27 protein-coding genes are annotated in these 26,081 nt (G+C 37.3%); 23 read left to right on the top strand and 4 right to left on the bottom strand.

Annotated elements, in window-relative coordinates:
• The first annotated feature begins 60 nt into the window (after positions 1–60).
• The 4 genes from GI584_RS21120 to GI584_RS21105 all read left to right on the top strand — a co-directional run bounded on the left by GI584_RS21120 (position 61) and on the right by GI584_RS21105 (position 3,338).
• Positions 61–1,365 carry an HD domain-containing protein gene (locus GI584_RS21120; RefSeq protein WP_100358919.1) on the top strand — a complete coding sequence of 435 codons (1,305 nt, stop codon included), beginning with the start codon at positions 61–63 and terminating at the stop codon, positions 1,363–1,365.
• Positions 1,366–1,384: 19 nt separating this feature from the next.
• Entirely contained in the window at positions 1,385–1,879 is a 495-nt protein-coding gene (locus GI584_RS21115; protein WP_100358920.1) for a YwgA family protein, read from the top strand.
• A 66-nt stretch (positions 1,880–1,945) separates the two neighbouring features.
• Positions 1,946–2,353, top strand: a complete 408-nt coding sequence (locus tag GI584_RS21110) for a helix-turn-helix domain-containing protein (RefSeq protein ID WP_153792525.1) — start codon at positions 1,946–1,948, stop codon at positions 2,351–2,353.
• 31 nt (positions 2,354–2,384) lie between these two features.
• Positions 2,385–3,338: an IS3 family transposase gene (locus tag GI584_RS21105; protein ID WP_153790978.1), complete on the top strand. Its 954-nt coding sequence runs from the start codon at positions 2,385–2,387 to the stop codon at positions 3,336–3,338.
• Here GI584_RS21105 and GI584_RS21100 read toward each other — a convergent pair.
• Complete coding sequence (locus GI584_RS21100) at positions 3,333–3,557, bottom strand: DUF4083 domain-containing protein (protein ID WP_153792524.1); 225 nt, start codon at positions 3,555–3,557, stop codon at positions 3,333–3,335. The genes GI584_RS21105 and GI584_RS21100 overlap by 6 nt on opposite strands.
• A 48-nt stretch (positions 3,558–3,605) precedes the next feature.
• On the opposite strand from GI584_RS21100, the gene GI584_RS24120 reads away from it, so the two are divergent.
• Entirely contained in the window at positions 3,606–3,845 is a 240-nt protein-coding gene (locus tag GI584_RS24120) for a hypothetical protein (RefSeq protein ID WP_153792523.1), read from the top strand.
• 31 nt (positions 3,846–3,876) lie between these two features.
• Here the strand turns inward: GI584_RS24120 and GI584_RS21090 are convergent, their stop codons facing one another.
• Complete coding sequence (locus GI584_RS21090; RefSeq protein ID WP_228552301.1) at positions 3,877–4,185, bottom strand: 2-hydroxymuconate tautomerase; 309 nt, start codon at positions 4,183–4,185, stop codon at positions 3,877–3,879.
• Positions 4,186–4,221: 36 nt separating this feature from the next.
• Between GI584_RS21090 and GI584_RS21085 the strand changes: the two genes are divergently transcribed.
• The gene (locus GI584_RS21085; RefSeq protein ID WP_100358924.1) at positions 4,222–4,734 is read left to right on the top strand and encodes a YwhD family protein; all 513 of its coding nucleotides are present in this window, start codon (positions 4,222–4,224) and stop codon (positions 4,732–4,734) included.
• A gap of 330 nt (positions 4,735–5,064) precedes the next feature.
• Here the strand turns inward: GI584_RS21085 and GI584_RS21080 are convergent, their stop codons facing one another.
• The gene (locus tag GI584_RS21080) at positions 5,065–7,137 is read right to left on the bottom strand and encodes a transglycosylase domain-containing protein (protein ID WP_325063414.1); all 2,073 of its coding nucleotides are present in this window, start codon (positions 7,135–7,137) and stop codon (positions 5,065–5,067) included.
• A 248-nt stretch (positions 7,138–7,385) separates the two neighbouring features.
• Between GI584_RS21080 and speE the strand changes: the two genes are divergently transcribed.
• The 6 genes from speE (at position 7,386) to GI584_RS21050 (ending at position 12,645) form a co-directional block, all read left to right on the top strand.
• Complete coding sequence (gene speE, locus GI584_RS21075; protein WP_153792522.1) at positions 7,386–8,213, top strand: spermidine synthase; 828 nt, start codon at positions 7,386–7,388, stop codon at positions 8,211–8,213.
• A 15-nt stretch (positions 8,214–8,228) separates the two neighbouring features.
• Complete coding sequence (speB, locus tag GI584_RS21070; RefSeq protein ID WP_153792521.1) at positions 8,229–9,101, top strand: agmatinase; 873 nt, start codon at positions 8,229–8,231, stop codon at positions 9,099–9,101.
• A 78-nt stretch (positions 9,102–9,179) separates the two neighbouring features.
• The gene (locus GI584_RS21065; RefSeq protein ID WP_153792520.1) at positions 9,180–10,217 is read left to right on the top strand and encodes an AimR family lysis-lysogeny pheromone receptor; all 1,038 of its coding nucleotides are present in this window, start codon (positions 9,180–9,182) and stop codon (positions 10,215–10,217) included.
• A 14-nt stretch (positions 10,218–10,231) separates the two neighbouring features.
• On the top strand, positions 10,232–10,660 hold the full coding sequence (locus GI584_RS21060) for a YwiB family protein (RefSeq protein ID WP_153792519.1): 429 nt from the start codon (positions 10,232–10,234) through the stop codon (positions 10,658–10,660).
• 13 nt (positions 10,661–10,673) lie between these two features.
• Positions 10,674–12,341 carry an arginine--tRNA ligase gene (gene argS / locus GI584_RS21055; protein ID WP_153792518.1) on the top strand — a complete coding sequence of 556 codons (1,668 nt, stop codon included), beginning with the start codon at positions 10,674–10,676 and terminating at the stop codon, positions 12,339–12,341.
• Positions 12,342–12,441: 100 nt separating this feature from the next.
• Positions 12,442–12,645, top strand: coding sequence for a hypothetical protein (locus GI584_RS21050; RefSeq protein WP_153792517.1), 204 nt, complete (start codon positions 12,442–12,444; stop codon positions 12,643–12,645).
• A gap of 79 nt (positions 12,646–12,724) precedes the next feature.
• Here GI584_RS21050 and GI584_RS21045 read toward each other — a convergent pair whose 3' ends face one another.
• On the bottom strand, positions 12,725–13,864 hold the full coding sequence (locus tag GI584_RS21045) for a phospholipase D-like domain-containing protein (RefSeq protein WP_194842066.1): 1,140 nt from the start codon (positions 13,862–13,864) through the stop codon (positions 12,725–12,727).
• A 135-nt stretch (positions 13,865–13,999) separates the two neighbouring features.
• Here GI584_RS21045 and GI584_RS21040 point away from each other — a divergent pair, with 135 nt between their 5' ends.
• The 11 genes from GI584_RS21040 to dhaL all read left to right on the top strand — a co-directional run bounded on the left by GI584_RS21040 (position 14,000) and on the right by dhaL (position 25,940).
• On the top strand, positions 14,000–14,587 hold the full coding sequence (locus tag GI584_RS21040) for a P-loop nucleotide/nucleoside kinase family protein (protein WP_153792515.1): 588 nt from the start codon (positions 14,000–14,002) through the stop codon (positions 14,585–14,587).
• A 114-nt stretch (positions 14,588–14,701) separates the two neighbouring features.
• On the top strand, positions 14,702–15,211 hold the full coding sequence (gene rpoE, locus GI584_RS21035) for a DNA-directed RNA polymerase subunit delta (RefSeq protein ID WP_100358933.1): 510 nt from the start codon (positions 14,702–14,704) through the stop codon (positions 15,209–15,211).
• Positions 15,212–16,650: 1,439 nt separating this feature from the next.
• Positions 16,651–17,436 carry a DeoR/GlpR family DNA-binding transcription regulator gene (locus GI584_RS21030; RefSeq protein ID WP_153792514.1) on the top strand — a complete coding sequence of 262 codons (786 nt, stop codon included), beginning with the start codon at positions 16,651–16,653 and terminating at the stop codon, positions 17,434–17,436.
• Between the two features lie 163 nt (positions 17,437–17,599).
• A complete protein-coding gene (locus GI584_RS21025) occupies positions 17,600–19,015 on the top strand; it encodes an ABC transporter substrate-binding protein (RefSeq protein WP_228552300.1) in 1,416 nt (471 codons plus the stop codon).
• Between the two features lie 60 nt (positions 19,016–19,075).
• The gene (locus GI584_RS21020) at positions 19,076–20,005 is read left to right on the top strand and encodes a carbohydrate ABC transporter permease (RefSeq protein ID WP_100358935.1); all 930 of its coding nucleotides are present in this window, start codon (positions 19,076–19,078) and stop codon (positions 20,003–20,005) included.
• Positions 20,006–20,012: 7 nt separating this feature from the next.
• A complete protein-coding gene (locus tag GI584_RS21015) occupies positions 20,013–20,828 on the top strand; it encodes a carbohydrate ABC transporter permease (protein ID WP_153792513.1) in 816 nt (271 codons plus the stop codon).
• Positions 20,829–20,846: 18 nt separating this feature from the next.
• Entirely contained in the window at positions 20,847–21,980 is a 1,134-nt protein-coding gene (locus tag GI584_RS21010; RefSeq protein WP_153792512.1) for an ABC transporter ATP-binding protein, read from the top strand.
• Entirely contained in the window at positions 21,968–23,098 is a 1,131-nt protein-coding gene (locus GI584_RS21005) for an ABC transporter ATP-binding protein (RefSeq protein WP_100358938.1), read from the top strand. Before GI584_RS21010 ends, GI584_RS21005 begins: the two co-directional genes overlap by 13 nt.
• 16 nt (positions 23,099–23,114) lie before the next feature.
• Complete coding sequence (locus tag GI584_RS21000) at positions 23,115–24,200, top strand: zinc-binding dehydrogenase (RefSeq protein WP_153792511.1); 1,086 nt, start codon at positions 23,115–23,117, stop codon at positions 24,198–24,200.
• A 73-nt stretch (positions 24,201–24,273) separates the two neighbouring features.
• Entirely contained in the window at positions 24,274–25,278 is a 1,005-nt protein-coding gene (locus GI584_RS20995) for a dihydroxyacetone kinase subunit DhaK (RefSeq protein ID WP_153792510.1), read from the top strand.
• 20 nt (positions 25,279–25,298) lie between these two features.
• Positions 25,299–25,940, top strand: coding sequence for a dihydroxyacetone kinase subunit DhaL (gene dhaL / locus GI584_RS20990; RefSeq protein ID WP_100358941.1), 642 nt, complete (start codon positions 25,299–25,301; stop codon positions 25,938–25,940).
• Positions 25,941–26,081: the final 141 nt, after the last annotated feature.

Below are 26,081 nucleotides of genomic sequence, written 5' to 3'. Positions count from 1 at the left end.
TTTTCGTTCACCTGAAACTATATTATACTAATAGTAAGAAAAAAGAGGAAGGTATTTGCCATGGCTTATAGAGATGATCAGTTACATGAGGAGAAAGTATTTAAAGATCCTGTCCATCGTTACGTACATGTCCGGGACCTGGTAGTATGGGATTTGATTGGTACTAAAGAATTTCAGCGATTGAGACGGATCAAGCAATTAGGCACATCTTTTTTAACCTTTCACGGAGCAGAACACAGTCGTTTTAACCATTCACTGGGAGTTTATGAAATCGTTCGTCGTATTCTCATCAATTTTGAGGACAGGCCTAACTGGAATCGTGAGGAACGATTGCTATGTTTATGCGCCGCGTTGCTTCATGATTTGGGACATGGACCATTTTCCCATTCGTTCGAAAAAGTGTTTAAATTAGACCACGAAGATTTCACCCGATCAATTATTTTAGGGAATACAGAAGTTAATCAAGTGTTAACAAAAGTCAGCAGTGAATTTCCGCAAAAAGTTGCCGATGTTATTAATAAGACCTATCACGACAAATTAGTGGTCAGTTTGATTTCCAGTCAGATTGACGCGGACCGCATGGATTATTTGCAGCGTGATGCGTATTTTACCGGTGTAAGCTATGGCCACTTTGATATGGAGCGAATTTTACGTGTCATGCGTCCTGTAGAAGATCAAGTAGTCATTAAGGAGTCAGGCATGCATGCAGTAGAGGATTATATTATGAGCCGTTACCAGATGTATTGGCAAGTCTATTTTCACCCGGTTACCCGCAGTGCCGAAGTGATTTTGACGAAAATTCTCCACCGCGTTAAAGAATTATATGAAGAAGGCTATACGTTTAAGGTAGAACCGGTACCTTTTGCTTCATTCTTTGAGGAGCAAGTGTCGCTTGAGGATTACATTAAGCTGGATGAAGCAGTAGTCTTGTATTATTTTCAAATGTGGGCGGAAGAAGATGATCCGATTTTAAGTGATTTGGCGTATCGCTTTATGAATCGCCGGTTATTTAAATATGTCGAATTTAATCCGAATTTGCAAATGAACGAATGGATGGAACTTTATCAGTTGTTCCGCGATATTGACCTTGATCCGGAATACTACTTAGTAGTTGATTCCTCCTCCGATTTGCCGTATGATTTCTACCGGCCAGGAGAGGAAGAAGAAAGATTACCGATTCATTTGTTAATGCCGAACAAGGAATTACGTGAATTATCTCGTCAGTCTGACATTGTAGAGGCGATATCAGGTAAAAAACGGACCGATCATAAATTATATTATCCAAAAGATTTAATAGAAAAGTTGCCAGAGGATAGACCGGAAAAAGAAAAAATAAAGAAAATATTAAACAAACAAGAAAGCTAAAGAAACTGGGGTGTTTTCATTGCTAGATAATCATGCAAAGCTTGTTAAAGTAATCGCAGCATCGGAAGGAATTGTCGGGCGCAAAAAGTTGCAAAAAATCATTTACATCATGAAAAAACTTGGACTACCTTTTGAAGAAAAGTATACGTTCTATTTTTACGGACCTTATTCAGAAGAGTTAAGTTTGCGAATTGAGGAGATTACTAATCTAGGATTTGTCTCAGAAGTTAAAGAGCAGAAGAGCAATTATTACCAATATCGTTATCAAGTGACAGAGCAGGGAGAAGATTTTCTCAAGCATTCCAATACAGAACTGCCTTTGGAAGAGTCAGTTGTTCAGGAAATGAAAGAGCAGAGTTCACGCTTTTTGGAGCTTGTTGCAACCATGCTATATTTCGATCAATTGCCGAAGCCTGAGGTCGAACAAAAAGTGCAAGAAGTAAAGAAAAAATCGAACTATACACCAGAAGATATTCAGGAAGCATGGACATTTATCGATAGATTGCAAAAATAACCCATTTAAGAGGGGTACCGACCCCCGAAAGTTAGAGTAAAAAATCTAATTTTCGGGGGTGTTTTTATGGTCAAATATAGTGAAGAATTTAAAGTAAAGCTTGTCACCGAGTATTTGTACGGGAATCTTAGATATAAATCATTGACGAAAAAATATAATATGCCCAGTACTTCTCCATTAAAAAATTGGGTGAGATCCTATAAAGTACAGGGGGTGGATGGATTAAAACGAAGAAATACTAAGAAGGAGTATTCTGTTCAATTTAAATTAGATGCGGTACAATTTATGCTAGAAACAGGTGCTTCTTATTTAGAAACTGCTGTTCAATTTAATTTGAACAACCATTCCATGATTCAACGTTGGTTGAAAGCATTTCGTGACCAAGGAATAGAAGGCCTGAAACCAAGACCAAAGGGGAAACCTTCTATGTCTAAGAAAATCAATAAACAAAAGAAAAAGAAGAGAAGAAGTTAACACGCGAAGAAGAATTAGAACGCGAGAATGAATTATTGCGACTAGAAAATGCGTACCTAAAAAAGTTGAGAGCTTTTCGAGAGAATCCGAATGCCTTCCACGAAAAGCACAAGCAAAGGTGGCATTCGAACTCAAAGAAGAAGGATTCCGATTAAAAGATATTCTCTTGGTGGTAGGCATTCCGGAAGCAACCTACCACTATCATGTGAAAAATTTTGGCATAGAAGATTCGGACACAGAATTAAAAAAAGTCATTACGGATCTATTTAAAAAGTTTCATGAACGTTATGGTTATAAACGGATTACGAAAGAATTAAAGAAATTAGGACATTCTATTAATCATAAAAAAGTGTATCGCATTATGCGGAAACTAGGGTTAAAATGTGTGAAATTTATGCGGAAATCTCGTAAATACAATTCCTATAAGGGGAATGTTGGAAAAGTAGCGAAAAACCGATTATCCCGCCGTTTTAGCACACCTATCCCTCTTCAGAAATTAGTAACCGACATTACAGAATTCAAATGTCTAGGCGAAGAGAAGTTATATTTAAATCCGATTCTTGACCTTTATAACGGAGAAATTATTACGTTTGAAACCAAAAAGCGCCCAACGTTAGATCTTGTCATGGAACCTTTAAAGGATACGATAGAGATAATAAAGAATCATGCAGCCTATCGTACCACCATCCATTCCGATCAAGGCTGGCATTACCAGCATAACCAATGGGTGAGGACACTAAAAGAAAATAAAGTATTCCAAAGCATGTCACGTAAAGCAACCTGCGCAGACAACGCTTCGATGGAGAATTTCTTCGGTATTTTAAAGCAAGAAATGTATTATGGGGAAGAATTAGTAAGCTATGAAGAATTAAAAAGCCGGATTGAAGAATATATCTATTGGTACAACCATGAACGATCAAAAGAAAAATTAGCTGGATTGAGTCCAGTTGAATACCGAACTCAATCCACCCAATCAGCTTCATAATAAAACTCTAACTTTTGGGGGTAACCACCAGGATGGGTTATTTTTTTCTTCTAATAGTCGATCCAATTTTTCCTCGATCCGCTCTAATTTTTTCCCACTTTTTATTGTACGGAAGATAAGTAAGATTATAAATGCGATCACTGCAACAAAGGTGACAAATGAAACAAGAGCAAAGAACATATCCCCAATTTGCAGTCCACCTATACTAGCATAAATCAAACATAACACATCCTTTTGTATGAATAGTATATCAATGAAAGGATAATAATGGAAGATAAAGGACAAAAGAACTGCAAATCTAGAAAAAGTGTCCTTCATAAGCCCGATGAAGGACAAAAGAATTGCAAATCCAGAAGAAGTGTCCTTCATAAGCCCGATGAAGGACAAAAGAAACGAAAATCCGAGAAAAGTGTCCTTCATAAGCCCGATGAAGGACAAAAGAAACGAAAATCCGAGAAAAGTGTCTTTCATAAGCCCGATGAAGGACAAGAATTCCGCAAATCTTAAGAAACTGTCCTTCATCCATCAACTACACCTATCAGTCAACTAAACGCTTGCCGCCAACTCCATAATTACGCTTGTCAATATCCTCGACAAACACGACAACCTTCTCGCGAGTTGCACCAGTAGTCTCAACAACTGCATCTGTTACTTTTTCAATCAAAGCTTTACGCTGTTCATCTGATCTGCCTTCTAGCATTTGAACTGTTACGTATGGCATATGTATCCTCTCCTTTTTAAAAATAAAAGTATCCGAAACAAATAGGGGACACTTTTTGTACCCTATAATTGTATCGTAAAAGCAAAAAGAGGGAAACAAAGAAGATGAAAACTCACTTTTAAACATGCTACAATGAAAAGTAAAAGAAGTAGGAGGATTGTCATGAGTGAAGAAAAGAAAAAGAAATCTAATGCATTTACGATCATGAAGGACGATTCTACAGATGGCCATGGAGGATATGGTGTTGGGTCCGTCAGTTTAGAAAATATCTCCCCCGTGATTATCGATCCGAATGAAGATCGTGCCTTTGTTGATATGGGAGCGATGCACGCAAGAAGTGAAGTGGAACGTCGTGTGAAGTTTCTCCCGAATAAAGAAGATGTGCCAAATGGCAAACTGTACTGGATTGTCTGGGTAACGGTAGAACGTGGTGAAATCGGTCCATACTATCACGGTGTAACCGGATGTGAAATCCGTGTCGATCGTTCCATTAAACGTGCCTATAAATCAATGCCAGAACATGTGAACCATATGGATAAATCAATGAAAGGGCACATGATTGTCGACCATATGGATGAGAAATCACAAAAGTTACTCGCGGATTTCTTGCGGGAATTCGATCCTGTGATGTGGAAAAATTCATCCGATGAATTAAAACAAGCTTTACCTGAATAATGAACATTTTGTGAACATTATCTAAAATTGAACAATTATACTTGTCCTATGTGAACAATTTTTTATAAAATATATACACATGGTAACTCTTTGTTACTAGGACCGGAAAAGGCTGGGCATTTGCCCAGCCTTTTTCCGTATCTGTCTAGCTCCAAGCGCCCAGCAACTAGCAAACTTCCCTCACCTCCGTACGATAAGTCAACATCGATTCGCTTACAGCCCCCAAAGAGTTTCTTTTATCTCCTACGAAGGTAAGATCGATTAATACCGTCGCTTTGCGCGACAACATCGATCCACCCGTGTTGCACGGGCGCTCTGCGCTTTTCCGTTCTATCTTCCGTCTTCTCCTGTCCACATCCATTCCCACCAGTTTTCGAGCAAACGATCTTCCGGAATCATCTCATCCAATTCTTCAGGATGTTCATGTTCATATTCTTCTAAATGGACCGTACAATATTTCGTCGGTTCCGTTCCTCGTACAAATAACATCGTGTGCGTCTGTCCGCAAGCATCTGTTGCCAGAAAACCCGTATTTAAATCAATCGATGCTTCTACCACATTCTCAGGTTTTACGATATGTTCTTCAGGTAGGTCTTCATGGGCCGACTCCATAAAACTTGCCCATACGTCCTTCGCATATTGTTGATCACGGGTTTGTACAATTTCACGATTATCGTCATAACCAACCCACACACCAGCAGTTAGAGCTGGAGTAAAACCAATCATCCAGTTGTCTACATTGGTTGTTCCTGATTTTCCAGCATAATCATGTGTCAGTTTGTCGGCGATAGAAGCACCGGTTACACTCATATAACCGTCTAATTCTTCCTGGAACATCCCTTTCATCATGTCAGCGAGAATATAGGCATACTCTTTTTGCAACACTTGTTTATCCTCTGATTTAGAAAAAAGCTTCCATCCTTTATTTCCTGATTGTTCATCTTCCCGATCGTATAACACTTCTCCATAAGCATCAGTCACTTTGGTGATCGTATGGGAATCGACATCTAATCCACCATTCGCAATCATACTGTATCCAGTCACCATCTCTTGCATTGTCACCACCTCTGTACCTAATGCTAGTGATGGAACTGGCTCCAACTCACTCTTAAATTGAAATTTATCTTTGGCTACACGGACAAATCGCTCTGGAGTCACATACATGTTGGTTTTGACAGCAAAAATATTGTCGGAAAGCGCCATCGCTTGTGCCATTGTGATTGGTTGATTGGCATAATAGCCATTGTAGTTACTAGGCTGATAACTTTTACCATCGGCTAACTCAAATGTAGTTGGTTTACTCATAAGTGTGGTGGCAGGTGTCATACCATTTTCTAAAGCAGCATAATAAAGAAAAGGTTTAAAAGCAGACCCTGGCATTCTTTTTGCCTGTGTCACCCGGTTAAATGAAGAAGCTTGATAATCCCGTCCTCCTATCAATGCGGTGACAGCTCCCGAATCTGGATCCATAGCAACTCCACCAAGTTGGATTTCAGCGTTTGTCTCGATTGTCTCAGATGCTTCTTGCATGGCTTGCTGTTGCTTCAGGTCTAACGTGGTATATACTTTGTATCCTCCAGAACGAATATCTTCAATGTCTACATCAAGTAACGCTTGCAATTCGTTGACAACAACATCCTGGAAATAAGGTGCGACACTTTTTGAAGCAATATCGCGATCTTCAGAGAAAGATAATTCTTCATTCAGAGCTGTTTCATATGTGGAATCATCGATCACGTTTTTCTCATGAAGATTGGTTAAGATAAATTCTTGCCTGTTTTTAGCATTATCTAAGTTATGAAAAGGTGAGTAGTGGGACGGTCCCTTCGGTATTCCTGCCAGCATGGCTGCTTCTGCCCAACTGAGCTCTGTCGCAGATTTATCAAAAAAGTACTTGCTCGCAGCTTCGATACCGTAAGCCCCATGTCCGAAATATATCGTATTTAAATATCCTTCTAATAGTTCGTCTTTATCATAAAACATTTCTAATCGAATCGTATAAAAAGCTTCATATAATTTCCGCTGCCAAGTTTTCTCATGTGTAAGAAAAAGGTTACGAGCATACTGCTGAGTAATCGTGCTTGCCCCTTCTTTCAATGACATCGTTCGAATATCATTCCAAATAGCTCCGGCTAATCTTTTGAAATCAAATCCGTAGTGATCATAAAAATGTTGATCCTCTGTCCAAATTGTTGCTTGTTCCAAGTGGTCATCAATTTCATCAAGTGATACCCAGTATCTTTTTTCTGTACCGAATTCTTCCCCAATCACTTCTTCACTATTACTATAATAAATAGTATTCTGCGGTCGTTCTAAAGAAGGTGGGCCAAGTAAAAAACTCGCAATCAACAGAACTGCAACACAAGAAGCCATCATCAATACCAAGAAAAAAACAAACTTCAACAGTCGTCTCTTTCTCCTCCTACGTCTATACCTACGCCTCACCAGGCCACACCTCCCCAATCTTTATATAGCTAGCTATGTTAAAAGAGCTATTCTTTATAAAAATTCCATTATTAGCATTATGGATAAAACACAGAGGGGATAAACATAAAAGATAGAAGAATTACTTGATTTTTTACGGAAAAACTCTAGAATAGTATTGTTTACTACAAAAAATAATCATTGATATAGATGAAGGAGCGATCCAGATGGGACTATGGTTTACTGAAAAACAAACAGACAACTTTGGCATTACCGCCAAAATCAATAAAACATACCATACAGAACAAACAGAATTTCAAAAACTGGACATGGTCGAAACAGCAGAGTGGGGCAACATGTTGCTTTTGGATGACATGGTCATGACAACAGAGAAAGACGAATTTGTCTATCACGAAATGGTTGCACACGTTCCACTGTTTACGCATCCAAATCCAAAAGAAGTGCTAGTCGTAGGTGGTGGTGACGGAGGGGTTATTCGTGAAATCTTAAAACACCCTTCCGTTACGAAAGCAGTCCTAGTCGATATCGATGGAAAAGTTATAGAGTACTCCAAAAAATATCTACCATCAATCGCAGGAAAATTAGATGATCCTCGTGTTGATGTACGTGTGGCTGATGGATTTATGCATATTGCAGAAAGTGAAAAGGCGTATGATGTGATCATGGTCGATTCCACTGAACCAGTCGGGCCAGCTGTTAACCTTTTTACAAAAGGCTTTTATGCAGGAATCGCAAAAGCATTAAAAGACGATGGGATCTTTGTAGCGCAAACCGATAATCCTTGGTTTAAAGCAGATCTAATTCGTCAGGTATATGCGGATGTGAAAGAGATTTTCCCTGTTACCCGCTTGTATACGGCGAATATTCCAACCTATCCAAGTGGGTTATGGACATTTACAATCGGAAGTAAGATTCATGATCCATTAAAGGTAAAAGAGGATCGCTTTTTTGAGTTAGATACGAAGTATTATACAAAACAACTGCACCATGCTTGCTTTGTACTACCGAAATTTGTGGAGGATTTAACTGTTTAGAGGGGGAGAAGTGAAATGCGATTTGATGAAGCCTACTCAGGAAAAGTATTTATCATGTCACGGCCAGATTTTGAAGACGCGGATGCGATACTTTATGGAATGCCAATGGATTGGACGGTAAGCTTTCGCCCAGGATCTCGTTTCGGTCCAAATAGGATACGTGAGGCATCGATAGGTCTAGAGGAATATAGTCCATATTTAGAGCGGCATTTAGAAGAAGTGACCTATTTTGATGCAGGCGATATCCCGCTCCCTTTTGGTAATCCCAAAAGAAGCCTGGAGATGATTCGTGATTATATCGATCAAATTTTAGATAAAGGGAAGTTTCCGTTAGGACTAGGCGGAGAGCATCTCGTCAGCTGGCCGATTATCGAAGCAATGTCTGAAAAGTATTCAGATCTTGCGGTTATTCATATTGATGCCCATGCGGATTTACGTGAGGAGTATGAGGGAGAACTGTTATCCCATTCAACTCCGATTCGAAAAGTATGTGAAAAAATTGGCCCGGAAAATGTTTTTTCCTTTGGTATTCGTTCCGGTGATCGTGAAGAGTTTCGTTATGCCGAAGAAAGCGGTATGTACATGGCGAAGTTTGATGTGGCTGAGCCATTACAAGAAATGTTGCCGAAATTAGCGGGACGTCCCGTTTATGTCACGGTTGATATTGATGTGTTAGATCCCGCTTTTGCACCTGGCACAGGAACCGCGGAAGCAGGAGGGATTTCGTCAAAGGAACTATTAGCGGCTATTCATATAATCGCACATTCGGATATACACGTAGTCGGAGCAGATCTAGTCGAAGTAGCACCAAATTATGATCCAACTGAACAGACAGCGATTGCTGCAAGTAAATTTGTCAGGGAAATGCTGTTAGGCTGGGTGAAATAAGACACACGATATATGTAAACTAAGACGTAAATATGATAAAATATGTTACAGTTTACTTTTTGGATTAGGGGATATTACATGAAAAGGAATCAAATTGTGAGAGAATTTTTGTTGAATGATACAGAAATGCCATTACATGTCGTCTATCAGCAGTTGAAAGGTCAGCCAAACGAATTAAAAGATATGAGCGAAATTTGCTTATCATCTAAAAATGAAGCAAATCAATGTGCAGCAATGGAATATTTGTATGCCAATGGTTTGTTTCATGAGTTAAAACTCTTAATTGAAAACACACAATATGCTACAAACAAGCAGGTTCGTAAATCGTCCCGTATTTATCAAGTCATGTACGACCGAAAAACATTGAGAGCGAAACAACTAAAACCGGATGCACCTGTAAAATATATACAATCTGTAAATCGTTTGAAGATACATGATGAAGAACATACATTAAAAGTTCTTCGGGGTCTTGTTCATATATACTGTTATTTTGATATGCATCAGTATGGTAAGATTGGTACGTTTAATCAATCAATTAAAAAAGATCTCCTGTATGTAAAAGATCCTTTACTGTATAATTTATTTGAAGCGAGATTGAATGAGGCTCTGTTAAATTATCATTGGAAACGAAATGAACTGATTTTGTCCCGTAAGTATGGTTATCAATTATTAAAGGAAACAAATAATCAACGCAAAATAATTGATATCCATAATATTTTGGCACAAGGTTACTTATTCGAAAGCTATGATCAGGCGATGCATCATGTCTCTGTCGCAATGGAAATGGCAAGACAATTGCAATATGAGCGAGCGATGTATGGGTTAAGAAATTTCACTCTTCCTTTTATCGCCGCATATTATAGGAGAACGGAAGGTATTACAAGTGAAGATCCGGCAGAGCAGGCCCATATTGCATTAGCGGAAAATGACCTGGATACATGTATCCGTATATTAGAAAACTTCGATGAACTTACCCCTTTTCAACTATATTATTTAGGACAAGCTAAGCAGGATAAACATTTATTGCGAACGTCTTACCAACGTTTTATTGAAGAACGTGATGATTATTTTTATGCGAGATTACCCCTTGAGGCGTTAAACGCCCTGGATCAATAGAAGGATGAATAAACATGAATAAATCTCCCGTATCTATTAAGATGACAATGGAAATTATCGACCAAGGAAACAAAGACATTACAATTGTAGAAGAACAAGGTCAGTTATTGGAAAAAGATGATACGACTGTATTGAAATTTAGTGAAACCAACGAAAATAATGAACAAACGGCTTCCTTGATTACGATTCAACCTGATAAAGTTAGCGTCAAAAGATCCGGAGCGGTATCGATGTTGCAAAAGTTTCAAAGAAAGCAACTAACGGAAAATGTGTATCGTCATCCATTTGGTACCATGCATATGGAGACCGAGACAGATCAAATTTTATATCAAGCCCCTGTTGCGAATAAAAGCGGCGAATTATTTATCAGTTATCAAACAAGTTTGAACGGAGAAACACCGAGACGTCATCGCTTAACGATTAGACTGAACAAAGAAAACTAATGGAGGTTATTGTATGAACGTGATGCAAAAGATGCAGGAAAATTTGAAAGCGGAAATTAAACGTGCCGTACTGGCAGCCGAATTGGCAACGGAAGCAGAAATTCCTGCCGTTGTACTCGAACAACCAAAAGATAAAGAGCACGGTGATTATGCAACAAATATTGCTATGCAGTTGGCTAAAGTCGCCAAAAAAGCACCACGCCAAATTGCTGAAGATATTGTTGCGCAATTAGATCAATCCAAAGCTTCGATTAAAAGTGTCGATATCGCAGGACCAGGATTTATTAATTTTTTCATTGACAATCAATACTTGTCAAATTTAATCCCAACTATTTTAGAACAAGGTGAAGCGTATGGAGCTTCAAACACAGGTAAAGCTGAAAAAATTCAAGTCGAGTTTGTTTCAGCTAACCCAACAGGTGATCTGCACTTAGGTCATGCGCGTGGTGCTTCTGTCGGTGATGCTTTATGCAATATTTTGGATAAAGCGGGTTATGAAGTGCAACGTGAATATTACATTAATGATGCCGGTAATCAAATTAACAACCTTGCTTTATCCGTCCAAGCACGTTATATGCAAGCTTTAGGAAAAGACTTCCCTATGCCGGAAGATGGTTATCATGGTGCCGATATCATTGGCATCGGAGAAACGTTGGCAGAGGAACATGGTGAAGCGTTGTTGGAAAAGTCAGAAGAAGAGCAACAATCCTTTTTCCGTGAATATGGATTAAAATTCGAATTAGCTAAACTCGAGGAGGATTTAGCGCAATTCCGTGTAATGTTCGATAACTGGTTCTCCGAAACGTCCTTATATGAAGAAAGCAAAATTGTTCCGGCAATTGAATTATTAAAAGAACAAGGCTTTATCTATGAACAAGATGGTGCAACATGGTTCCGTACCACGGATTTCGGAGATGACAAGGATCGTGTTTTAATCAAGCAAGAGGGTTCTTATACGTATTTATCACCAGATATTGCCTATCACAAAAATAAGCTCGACCGTGGCTTTGATAAGTTGATTAATATTTGGGGGGCAGATCACCACGGCTATATTCCAAGAATGCGGGCGGCCATCCAGGCTTTAGGCTATGATGCAGATACATTGGAAGTCGAAATCATTCAAATGGTTAACCTTTTCGAAAATGGTGAAAAGGTGAAAATGAGTAAACGTACTGGAAAAGCAGTAACACTACGAGAATTAATGGAAGAAGTCGGCATTGATGCCATGCGTTATTTCTTCGTCATGCGTTCAGCAGACTCGCATTTAGATTTTGATATGGACTTAGCCAAATCACAGTCTAATGATAATCCTGTTTACTATGTGCAATATGCGCACGCACGTATTTGTACGATGCTGAAACAAGCAGAAGAAAAAGGAATCGATTATGCGGATTATGATGCAAGTATCTTACAGTCAGAAAAAGCAGAAGACTTATTGAAAAAACTGGGCGAGTTCACACAAGTGGTTGGCGATGCAGCGGAGAACCGTACACCACATCGCATCACCCAATACATTTTCGACCTAGCAGCAAACTTACACAGCTTCTACAACGCCGAAAAAGTAATCAATGAAGACGATTTAGATGCAACAAAAGCAAGGCTCGCATTAATGCAAGCAGTTCGCATCACCCTAGCAAACGGAATGAAACTAATCGGTGTTCATGCACCAGAAAGTATGTAAAACAGGGCTGTCCATAAGTTCTAGTCAAAGACTTATGGCGGCTTTTTTTTCAATTTTAAAAACAATTCAAATTCCTTTAGTCTGAGATTTGGTACTTATCATGAGACTAAGTACTAAATCTAATCCTGCAGAGGAAAAATTGGTACTTATTTTGCAGTTAAGTGCCAAATTTAATCCTGCAGAAGGTAAATTGGTACTTATTTTGCAATTAAGTACCAAATCAAATCTTGTAGAAGGGAATTTGGTACTTATCTTGAAACTAAGTACCAAATCTAATCCTGCAGAAAGGGAATTTGGTACTTAGTTTATCTTGATTTAATACCAAACGCTGAGTTAGCCTATAGGTGGGTGAAGTAATGCGAAGCGAAAGTGCCCCAAACCCATCATAAAAAGATGCGGAAGGGGAAGCTGATCCATGACAGGGTTCTAATGTATAGGGGTTGGTGGTTAAGCCAGGTATCTGTTATTTTTTTGCTGGTTTTGATATCGGCCTCAAAGGCTTTGCGTATTTCATGGTAGATAGGATGCTCATGGCTGACGATCAGGTTTAACTCCTGATTCAACTGAAGACTCCTGCGGTCGAAATTGGCTGTACCTGCATCACAGGTTTTCCGATCAAAAAATAATACCTTTGCGTGGAAAAAACCATCCACATATAAATAAATAGTTGCTCCATGCTCTTTCATTTTTCTCAAATAAGGTAATGCTGCTGCTTTAGCTATAATATGATCGGATTTATCTGGAACCATAATTGTCACGTCGACACCTCTTGCCAGCGCATCTATAAGTGCCTGTTCGAGTTTTCGGGTTGGTATAAAATAAGGGGAGCCGATCTCGATTGATTCTTTTGTGTTCTCCATATAATGAAGTAATTCTTTTTCTAATACGTCGCCTTCTGTTGCTAATACTTTTACATCTCCGGTTTGAGAAATCTGTCCTTTATTCGTTTCTCCCCAATCAATAGCAAAGCTTTGCTGCAAGACCTCGCCAATCTCTCCAACCATTCGAAAGTGGTAATCACGCCATTTTCCCAGTAGAACATCCTTGCCAACATATTCATTACCCAAATTAAAGCCGCCAAAGTAACTAATTTTCTGGTCAATCACAAGCACTTTCCGATGATTCCGTTGCTGTAAATGGTAGAAAAATGGTATACGAGGCGGGTTCATTTTGCGCATGAAAACCTTTTGATCAAGCCATTTTTCACGAAATTTAAAACTGCCCATCCAATCGGCTAATAATCTTACTCTTACTCCTTCTTCATGCTTATGGGCGAGCAGGGTATAAAACTGATTACTAATTCGATCATTACGAATAATAAAAAATTGGATATCGATCGACTCTGTTGCTTTCTCTATATCGGAAAGCATTGCCTCAAACAGAGAATTCCCATCAGCAAACAATTCTACTTCTTCAGCAGTTGTCCGCCAATTTTGACTTTTGTTACGTTTTGAAACAAGAAAACGGCCAAGTTGGAAATCAATAATCAATAAAAGAATAAATAAGATGATTATCCATAGCATATATTTTGTTTCCCTCATTTCTTTGTTGTTACTATACCCAAAAAAGGTTAACATCATAAGCAACATAATGGATGCGTTTTTTTCAATAATAAGTTAACATATAGAAGGAACAGATAATTAAAAGAGGTGTTAATCGTGCAAAAATTAGTGTTTTTTGTAGGTGTAGCAGGAACAGGTAAAACAACGGTAGCAGAGAAAATTTCAGAACATATTCCATGTGCCTTTCTTGATCGTGATACAGTAGGGGGGCGTTTTGTAGAACGTTTTCTTGAAATGAACGATTTAGATCCAAATGATCGTGATTCCAAATTTTATAAAGAAAACCTTCGAGATTTAGAGTATGATTCAACAAAAGATATATGTATTGAAAACTTACGTGTTGGACAAAATGTGTTTATGATTTCACCATTTACTGCAGAATTAAAAAATAAAGAATGGATTGAAGAAGTAATAGCAGACAGTGGTAAATCCAAAGCAGAGGTCGACGTGAAGGTAGTAGTCGTTACGCTTCAGGATATCGAGCAACAACGCAAACGAATTGAAGAACGTGGTACAGAACGGGATTCATGGAAGCTGGATAATTGGGAATCTTATGAAACAAGGGTAGATTTCGTTCCAACCATCAATTGGGATATCCCAAAAGAAAATATTAATATCTTTGATAACTCCGGTGATTTAACAGAAGAAAAAGTTGAAAAGCTGGTAACTTTCATTAAAAAATAGCTTCCTTAAAGATTGTTGCAATTCAATTAACAAAGCCATATAATATGATGGTAGAACGTTAACTAATCGATGATTTAGCTTACATATAGATTAGAAAAAAAGGAGTGCTAAAGCGTGAGTTTAAAGGACTTAACAAAAGAAAGTATAGATGAAATGGCAATGATTGATATTGCAACCATAATTTTAGAAGATGAAAACAAAGCAATGGATTTCCGTGATCTTTTTGAACGTGTCGCTAAATTAAAAAAATTATCAGAATCGGAAAAAGATACAGGAATCTCGCAATTTTATACTGATTTAAATATTGATGGTCGTTTTATGACCAAAGGTTCAAATATGTGGGGACTAAAAAGATGGTATCCGGTAGAAGAGATTGATGAAGATATCACGCCTGTACCGAAAAAGAAGAAAAAGAAAAAAGCGAAGAAGAAAAAAGCTCCAGTGGCACCAGTGGAAGAAACGGAAGATCTCGATGAAACAATTATTAGTGACGAGGATCTAACCGGATTCGACGATGAGGAACTGGAATCAGATGATATCGTCGATGACGACTTTGACTTCGATGATGACGACCTCGAAGAAGAGGTAGATGATGATTTCGATGTAGAAGAAAAGGAAAAGTAAATTACTTATCCTCTGCAATTTGATTTTTAGGACAAAAACGCAAGAATGCTTTTGTAATTAATGAGCTTCCTACATGCTTGTACTAAATCGGTTGGAAGACCTAAGGTTCACATAAACCAGGGTCTTTAACCGTTTTTAGTAATGAGTTTAGTCGTTAGTTTCTGTTATGTGACCAATAATTTCAATGAATTTGTCAAATTAATCTCTGATTTGATTGTATTCTGTTTTTTGCCGTTCCTTAATATCAAATAAGGTTTTGCGCAGATTTTTTAATAATCAGCAATAGGTTGACATACCACGGTAACTTTTGCTTTATGTAATAACTGTTTTTTAAGATGGTGTTCAGCTCCTGGAGCTGGTTGTGAACGACCGAGTAAAATATGGCTTGAGCTTGGAATGTCATAAGAATGCTAATTATAGTCTAACCAGCATCTGATCATTTGTTTACTTCTGCCCCTCGCTACTTCATACGTGTCTTTATAGCCATATGTTGATATTGTAATGTTTTAATAATCAATCAATTCATAAAATGCTTGGTTATTAATCATATTCTTTTCGATTTCAATAGGATAATGTTGATTTCCACAATCACAATTGTCCCTTAGTTGATTATATTCTTGGACATTTAACTATCTCTCATTTTCAATTTCCCTCTTGTTAAATTAATAATTGAAGAAATAATATAGTCAGGCTTCATTTTTGTAGATAAATGATCAACTTCCACCCACATTACCTAATAGGTTGTGCAAATTCCCCATGTGAATATCTGACTCCACAAGTTTATCCCTGATAATCTATATAGCGTTTAAAGCATGTTCTCTCATGAAACATAAATATTTCCCAATAATGTTTTCAGTCTTTGGCCAGTAGTAGCTTCATACCAACGACATCTTTCAGATTTAAGGAAAGTTTATCTGTATTTGTAACGATAATTCTATCTCTGTTTGTAGCAGATTTATACCATATCCAAATCTTCATAAGCTAAAGTATCAAGCAGTGTAAAGAAATAAGTCTTCTTTTGCAGGAGCTGTTACAAGTGACTGGTTGATATCTTTCAAACTTTCATTACCTCAAACGTAAATTCCCGTATATGGATAATGGTTTTTTATGAATTCCTAAGTAACATAGGAGGATAATACGATTTGTTTTTCCTGTATTTCTTTTTATTGCAATCCCTCGGTTGTTCAAAAATACAATTTTCTTGTTATGTAAACTTCTAATAAATAGCCCGGAGCAGAGCTTTATCAACTAGTTTAATATATATCTATAATTAGGATTTCTAATCCCTCTAATAAATTGCTGCCCCTCCTTTACAATTATTAGTGATTATGATTATAATAGCAACATAAACAACGGAAATCAATAACAAACAAAAGCATAAATCAAAAATAATCGATTAAAACCAGTTGATTTACTTTAATGCAAAAAGGAGCGAAAACATGTTAGCACCTAGCAGAAGAAAAAAAATCATCCAAATTTTAAACGAAAAGAAACAATTATTAGTAAAAGATACATCCAGGGAGTTTGGTGTATCAGAAGGAACATTACGAAATGATTTGAAAATCTTAGAAGAGGAAGGATTTTTAGTAAAAACCCATGGTGGAGCAATGTTACCAGAACAATATGCCCCGAATTTAGCATTTAGATCCAGGGTGGAGCAAAATCAATCAGAGAAAAAATTGCTTAGTAATAAAGCGATGGAGCAGATTGAGGGGAAGTATTGCATAACCATTGATGCAAGTTCTACTTGCTTAGAGTTAGCAAAGCAATTAGTTGTATATAAAAAGAATTTAACTGTTATTACAAATGGTCTTGTAACTGCCCAGATTCTTGCCGAGAATACAAGCTTGAATGTCATTATGATTGGAGGGTTAGTCAGGCCGGGAAGTACAGAAATAGAAGGCTCACTTGGAAAAACAATTTTATCAGAAATTAATTCTGATATTTTTTTTACATCACCACATGGTTTTACGGTGGAAAGTGGACTAAATGATTTCAGTGTTCACGAAGCTCAATTGAAAAAATATATGGCTGAGAGAGCTGAAAAATGTGTCGCGGTAGTAGATCATACAAAGATAAATCGAAAATCAGTAGTTACGTCACTCGAAACAAATGATATCGATGTATTGATTACAAGTGATCAAGCCCCTCAAGGTTTTTTAGAGAAACTAAAAAATCAGTATTCAACCATACACCTGGTTACGGTGAAACAAAGAAAAACATAAATTATTTTCACTTTAAAAACATAAAGTGAAAATAAACGAAACATATTGACAACAAAAAATAATAATGTAAAATAAAACGCAAGAAAGGAAAAACATTAGGAGGTGAAAATAAATAGAGATAAACATAAAACATTCCGCTAAAAAATTTAGGGAGGAAAACGAATTGAAAAGAATAATATTTGGTTTCATAAGTGTTCTTGCATTCATGTTTACAATTGCCTGTTCTAATGAAAGCGCTACAGAAAATAAGGGGGATAGCTCCTCAACAGATACGGTTGATTTAGAAGAACTTGACGGGTTCGATTGGAAGCGCTTCGATGGAGAAGAAATTGAGGTAATGCTTAATCAACATCCATATGCGGAAGCAATTGTCGAAAGAATTCCAGAATTCGAGGAGAAAACAGGAATTACGGTAAATCACTCTTTAACACCAGAAGAAAACTATTTTGATAAATTAACCACTTCGTTAAATGCGCAGAATGGTAATCCGGATGTTTTCATGACTGGTGCATATCAAGTTTGGGAATATGCAACTGCTGATTATATGCAGGAATTAGACACATTTATTGAAGACGAGACTAGAACTTCCCCAGATTATGATGTAGATGATTTTTATGAAGGTATTTTAGGTGCGGGTCGTTGGGATGGTGTTCCCGGACATGCGGTAGGTGAAGGGAACTTGTACACAGTACCGTTAGCGTATGAATTCAACCTATTACATTATAACAAACGTGCGCTTGAATCTATTGGGTTAGAAGAACCACCGGAAACGATGGAAGAATTAATAGAAGCTGGTGCTCAACTAGATGGCTGGAATGGTGAAGGTAGTTATGGTGTAGGTACTCGTGGTACTAGGTCTTGGGCAACTATTCACCCAGGATACATGACTTCATTTGATAACCATGGAGCAGTAGATTTTACGGTAGAAGATGGTTCGTTAGTATCTCATCTAAATAGCGCGGAAGCGATTGAAATCACTGAAAAATTTGCCGAGTTAGTCAATGAAGCAGGTCCATCAGATTGGTCAAGTTATACGTGGTATCAAGTATCAAACGATTTGGCACAAGGTAAAGCAGCGTTTGCTTATGACGCTAGTAACTGGGCAATATTTCATAATGTACCAGGAGAAGCGCCGGAAGCTGGAAACATAGGAGTTACCACACCACCTAGTACAAAGGATGGTGATCTTGGAACAAATATGTGGGTATGGTCAATCGCTATGAATAAATCATCTGAGAAAAAAGATGCTGCCTGGTTATTTATGCAATACTTTACTGGTAAGGAACACATGCAATGGGGTGCGATAGAAGCGAATGTAGTCGATCCGGTTAGAGAATCTGTATTTGAAAGTGACGAATATCAAGAAAGAATCGGTGACATTGAAGGCTATGTAGAAACGTTTAATGAGCTAATTGATGGATCAACAATTAAGTTTACGCCACAACCAGAATTTTTTAATACGACTACTGAATGGGCAGCAGCATTGCAAGATATTGTAAATGGTGCTGATGCAGAGGAAACAATGAACCAATTAAATGAAGACATTCAGGAGAGGGTTTCTAGAGTAAGAGCAGAATAAATACTTAAGATGTTTGGGGTGGAGTATTCCTCCACCCTGTTATCCAAGGGGTGATTTCAAATGGCAACAGAAGTGTATGAAAAACTAGAAGAAGAACAATTGACAAATAAAGTGCCTTTAAAAATTAAAATGAGGCCTTTTATCATTTTAGGTCCTGCATTTTTACTTACGATCGGAATCTTAATCCCATTTGGGATGGCAATTTATTTTTCACTCACCAATTATTCCTTCAAATATGCAGATTACGTATTTGTTGGATTGGAAAATTGGCTGTCGATGTTTACCTCTGCAAATTTCTGGCATAGTGTGGGTGTTACCTTAACATATGCAGGTTTAGCGACATTAATCGAAACATTACTGGGAATCGGGATAGCACTACTGTTAAATCGAGAGAATTTCATATCAAGATCTCTACGTATTGTTTTAATTTTTCCACTAGTTATTGCTCCGGTTATCGCGACAATTATATGGCAGTTAATGACGAATAATTCAGTAGGTATATACAGTGACTGGTTACGACAACTCGGGATTTCAAACTTTAATTGGGGAGCAGATCCCTCAACGGCACTATTTACTGTATTACTTATTGATGCTTGGGTTTTTACACCATTTGTAACCATTCTGGTATTAGCAGGTTTACGTTCATTACCCAAAGCACCATTTGAATCGGCTATGATTGACGGCGGTTCAGCTTGGTTTACTTTCAAAAATTTAACCTTGCCAATGATTATGCCAATGTTAATTATTGCGGTATTGTTCCGATTGATGTTGTCATTGCAAATGTTTGATATCATTTTTGCATTAACTCGTGGGGGACCAGGTGACACTTTAATGACATTACCTTTAACAGCTTATACCGAAGCATTTACGTATAAAGAATTAGGTGTATCTTTACCATTTATGCTAATTCTGTGGGTGTTTGTATACTTCTTAAGTCATTACATTGTTAAATATTGGACATATACGCAAAATAAAGCTTCAGGAAAGTAGGGAGAATATGAAAAAGAAAATTATAGCGATTCTGCAAAATGTAGCACTTCTTTTGTATGCTTTCTATGCGATATTTCCCCTGGTGTGGCTGATAATACTTTCTTTTAAACATGATAGAGATATGTTTAATACCACCTTTATATTCACACCGACATTAGAAAACTATCGAGCGCTATTTTCCGATGGAGAATATATAGGATATTTCTTAGATAATATTATTGTTAGTTTTGGGGCCATCGCTCTGTCCATAGTTGTAGGTGTACCAGCAGCTTATGCGCTTGCTCGGTTTGATTTTAAAGGGAGAGACGGAATTGCATTTACATTCTTATCTTTTCGTTTTGCACCAGAGATATTAGTTGTTTTGCCTTTATTCCTTCTTTACCAGGAATTAGGACTATATGATACTTACGTAGGATTAATTTGGGTATTCCAAGTTTTGTCCTTACCATTATTGATTTGGATTCTAAGAGGATACTTCGAGGATATTTCAGTAGAAGTAGAAAATGCAGCCAGACTTGATGGTTATTCATGGTGGCAAGTGTTTATGAAAATAGTGATGCCGTTAATTCGTCCAGGATTAGTTGCCTCAGCATTGTTGTCGCTGATATTTGTATGGAACAATTTCACATTCTCGTTATTGTTAGCGGGGCAGGATGTTACCACCACCACAGTAGCAATGTTGCAATATGTCGCATCTGATACTGTGCATTATGGTCAAATGGCAGGTGCAGTATTAATTTCGTCGTTGCCAATTATTATTTTGGCACTATCTATCCAGAAGCACCTTGTGCGTGGTTTGAGTATGGGATCAGTGAAAGGTTAATAGAAAGGAGGAAAAATGATGGCAGACATTACATTGAAGTCAATCTCCAAAAAATTTAAAAAAGATATAGCTCTAGACAATATAAATTTAACAGTAAGAGATAAAGAATTCTTTGTGATTTTTGGCCCGGCTGGGGCTGGAAAAACAACATTGTTGAATGTGATAGCAGGACTATATTTGCCGGATTACGGAAATGTCTACTTAAATGGTGAATATTTTAATCACGTTGAACCGGAAGATCGAAACATTGCCATGGTTTTTGAAGATTATGCGTTATATCCGCATTTAACAGTTTTTGAAAATATTGCATCACCTCTTAGAAGTCCAAAATACAAAGAGTTAAATGAAATCATAGAAAAAGAAGTGACAAGAGTTGCCAGAATATTAAAGATTGATCATTTGTTAGAAAGAAATATTTCCGAATTATCAAATGGGCAACGGCAACGTGTTGGGTTAGGAAGAGCATTAGTTAGAACTCCTAATGTGTTTCTTATGGATGAACCAATAACACACCTAGATGCTAAACTGCGCCATCAGATGAGAGCAGAACTTAAAGAAATGCAGAAGAACCTCGATACGACTACTATATATGTTACACATGATTATTTGGAAGCATTAAGTTTAGGGGATAAAATAGCGATCCTTAATGAAGGAAAAATAGAACAGATTGGAACACCGGATGATATCTATTATTATCCGCATAATGAATTTGTTGCAAGTTCCTTTGGGGAACCGGAAATTAATTTTTTCGATGCAATTATAACAGAAGATAAGCAACTATCGATTTTTGAAGAAGCTGAAATCCAAGACATTCCAGAAAAGGTAAAGAGCAAATTGGACGAAAGTGTTCGATCCGTGAGGGTGGGAATAAGACCTAAAGATATTAAATATAGCTTCACGAAAGAAAATGATTATAGTGTGGAGTGTTCTGTCTACAGCTTTGAGCCTTTGGGGGCAAAGGCAGTTTTTACGGTTGAAAAAGATGGAAATCAGATAAGGTTAGTCGTACCGTCTGTTTTGCAAATTGATATGGATCAGCCTGTATATATTGAATTAGATATTAATAAAGCGATGTTCTTTGGAACTGATGAAATTAACTTTCTTTCTAAATTTATCAAAGATGCTAAGGGAGAGGTAGTATGGCAAAGCTAAAATTAGATAATTTATACAAAACGTATTATAAAAATAAAGAGCCAATACATGCCGTTAGCGATTTAAATATTGAAACAATTGATGGAGAATTTGTTGCATTACTAGGGCCGTCTGGTTGTGGTAAATCAACGACTTTAAGAATGATTGCTGGTTTAGAGGATATTACCGGTGGAGATATATGGATTGGTGATCGTAAGATAAATGATTTACATCCAAAGGACAGGAATATTGGGCTGGCGTTTGAGAATTATGCCATGTATCCACCATTATCAGTTTATCAAAATATTAGTTTTAATATGAGAGCTAAAAATGTATCAAGACACAAAATTAAGAAAGAAGTAGAAAAAATTTCAGAATTACTAGACATAAAAGATTTGTTGCATATGAGCCCTAGTGCATTATCCGGAGGGCAAAAACAAAGAGTAAACATCGCAAGAGCATTAATAAGAAGACCAGAAGTACTTTTGCTAGATGAACCACTTTCACACCTTGATGGAAAAGTTCGGCAAAAAATGAGAACTGAAATTAAGCATCTGCATAATGAAATTAAATGTACGACCATTATCGTAACACACGATCAACTGGAAGCAATGGCTTTGGCGGATCGGATTGCAATTATTAAAGATGGTGTATTACAACAATTTGGCTCACCGGTCGAGGTTTTTAATCATCCCGCGAATGAATTTGTAGCTGGTTTTATAGGAGAACCGCCTATGAATATTTTCAGTGTTTTCACCAAATTTATAGATGGAAACATATATTTCACTTCCAAAAATGGAAAGATAGAATTTAAAGTCCCTGATAAATACGTGGAATTTGTTCAAGAAGGTAAAGAATATCATTTTGGAATTCGACCTACTGATATAGCGGTCATAACTAATGATCAGTCTTATTCGATCGACACGAATGTGACAGTTTTTGAGAATTTAGGTGAGGAATGCAGGATTCATATTAAGATAGAAGAAGATAACATCTTAAGTATAGTTTCCGAAGAAATTTATTCCTTTGATACAGGTGATCATATAAAGATAAAATTTGATACGGATCGTATTCATATCTTTGATGTTGATACAGGTGAACGTATTGAGAATAAAAAAGTAACAGCAACATTAATTTAAGGGGAGGAAAATGAACATGACAAATAAACAAACGATACCAGAGAAAATGAAAGCGATTGTAGCTTATCAGCCAGGGGATTATCGCTTAGAAGAAGTGGATACTCCAAAACTTGAAAATGACCAAGAAATCATTGTTGAAGTAGAAGCATGTGGGATTTGTGCCGGTGATGCAAAAGCTCATGCAGGTGCGGTTTCATTTTGGGGAGACGGTTATCAACCAGCTTATATAAAGGCCCCTGTAATACCAGGTCATGAATTCATTGGTCGAGTAGTAGCACTTGGAGATGCTGTTAGAGACTTTGAAGTAGGTGATCGAATTATATCCGAGCAGATAGTTCCATGTTGGGATTGCCGCTTTTGTAAACGTGGCCAATATTGGATGTGCGAAAAACATGACCTGTATGGTTTTCAGTATAATGTCCATGGCGGTATGGCAGAATATATGAAATTCACAAAAGAAGCGATAAATTATAAAGTGCCAGAAGATATGCCAATTGAAAAAGCTATTTTAATAGAACCGTATGCTTGTTCATTACATGCTGTTCAAAGAGCGCAGATTCAAATTGGAGATACGGTTGTAATTGCCGGAGCAGGTACGCTAGGTCTTGGTATGGTTGGAGCAGCTAAAAAAGCAGGGGCTGGAAAGTTAGTAGTATTGGATTTGCTTGATGATAGACTGGAACTTGCAAAGAAGTTTGGAGCTGATTTAACGATTAACCCTTCCAGGGAAGATGCAGTACAAATTATTAAAGACCTGACAGAAGGATATGGATGTGATATTTATATTGAAGCTACTGGACATCCGAAATCGGTAGAACAAGGTTTATCTGCGGTTAGGAAATTAGGCAGATTTGTAGAATTCAGTGTATTTAAAGATCCGGTTACAATTGACTGGAGTATTATTGGAGATCGTAAAGAACTGGACATATTAGGTTCACATCTAGGACCGTATTGCTATCCTATTGTTATTGACGGGATTGCAAATGGAGATTTTCCGACAGAAGGTGTTGTCACACATCAACTAGTATTAGAAGACTTTGAAAAAGGTTTTGAAATGGTAAAAAACGGTAAAGATTCACTCAAAGTAGTCCTTGTACCTTAAAACTATTTGCAGATTCCATTAAAAGGATCTGCAAATATTTCTTGCGTTTATATTTTAGGGAGGGATGTCAAAAATGAAAAAGTTAATAAATAATCCAAACGATGTAGTTGATGAAATGATTGATGGTTATGTGAAGGCACATCCAAAACAAGTACGACGATTAAAAGAAAATAAGCGTTCGATTGTTATTGCAAGTCAAACTCGTGCAAATAAGGTAGGTGTGCTAATAGGAGGAGGTTCAGGTCATGAACCAGCTTTTATGGGGTATGTAGGTAAAGGTATGGCAGATGGTGTAGCTGTAGGGAATATTTTTGCTTCCCCACCACCGGCTCCAATTGTAGAAGCAACCAAAGCAATAGATAAAGGGAATGGTGTTGTATATATCTACGGGAACTACGCTGGTGATATTATGAATTTTGGAATGGCTGCAGAACTAGCAGAGTTAGAAGAAGATATTGATGTAGAGCTTGTTGTAGTAAATGATGATGTAGCCTCTGCTCCAAATAATGAAAAGGAAAAAAGACGAGGTATCGCAGGGGAATTCTTCGTTACGAAGGCTTCCGGCGCTGCAGCGGAAATGGGATACAGCTTAAAAGAGGTAGCGGAAGTAGCAAGAAAGACAAACGATGTTACGCGAACAATGGGGGTAGGTTTGAGTCCATGTTATTTACCGCAAACAAATGAACCTAGTTTTATATTAGAAGATAATGAAATGGAAATTGGCCTGGGTCACCATGGTGAACCTGGTGTGGAAAAAGGTGAATTACAAGAAGCCGATAAAGTAGCAGACAGGTTAGTCCAAGATATATTAAATGATATTACTATTTCAAAAGGTGATAAAGTTGCTGTACTTATAAATGGACTTGGTTCCACTACTAAAATGGAATTATACATCATATTTAGAAGAGTTGAACAAATCCTGACAGAAAAAGGTATTGGAATTTATCGTTCCTTTGTAGGAAATTACAGTACGTCATTAGAGATGGGAGGCTGTTCTGTTACCTTCACAAAGTTGGATGATGAATTAATGAAGTTGATTGATGCAGAAGCAGATTGCCCAATGTATGCACAATTATAAGGAACGGGGGAAATGATATTATGACATATACAACAGATCAGTATAAACAATACTTATACGATGTTATTGAGATGATCGAAAACGAAAAAGATTATCTGTCTGATTTGGATCGAAAACTAGGTGATGGTGATCATGGTGTAACGATGTCAATTGGTTGGCAGGCTGTAAAGAAAAAGTTAGATAAAGAATTAAAAGATGAAACAGATGGAGGAGAAATCAATAAAGTAGTGGCGAAAACTTTTCTCAATGCTGTTGGTTCTTCTGTGGGTCCGCTTTATGCCACCGGATTTTTGAGGGGCAGCAAAATTTTAAAGGGTAAATCAGAACTTGAGGATCAAGACTTATTTGACTTCTGGATCGCCTTTGGTGAGGGTATTAAAGAACGCGGTCAAGCAGAAGTTGGTGATAAGACGATGATTGATTCTATTGACCCATTAGTACAATCTTTGAGGGCTCAAAAAAATACTCAGTCTTTTTTACAAGCAATGGATAAAGCATTGAAAGAAGCTGAAAGGGGAATGCTGTCTACGAAAGATATGGTATCTAATAAAGGGAGATCGAGTAGGTTAGGGAATCGCTCGAAAGGATTCCAAGATCCAGGGGCTACATCTGCCTATGCAATTATGAAATGCTTTCAGAAAAGTCTTTCTGGTGTAAAATAAATAATGTACCAAAACTAAGAAAAACAGAAGGAACATTAATTTTGTCCTTCTGTTTTAAATTAACAAAAAAGTATATATTGTGACGCAACTTCACGCAGTGTTGGTTCTTTCCAGTATTCTTTAAAAATCACTTTGGAATAA

It is taken from the genome of Gracilibacillus salitolerans, assembly GCF_009650095.1.
GTDB lineage: Bacteria > Bacillota > Bacilli > Bacillales > Amphibacillaceae > Gracilibacillus > Gracilibacillus salitolerans.
The sequence above is the reverse complement of the archived record's forward strand: the minus strand, read 5'-3'. Positions and strand labels throughout refer to the sequence as shown.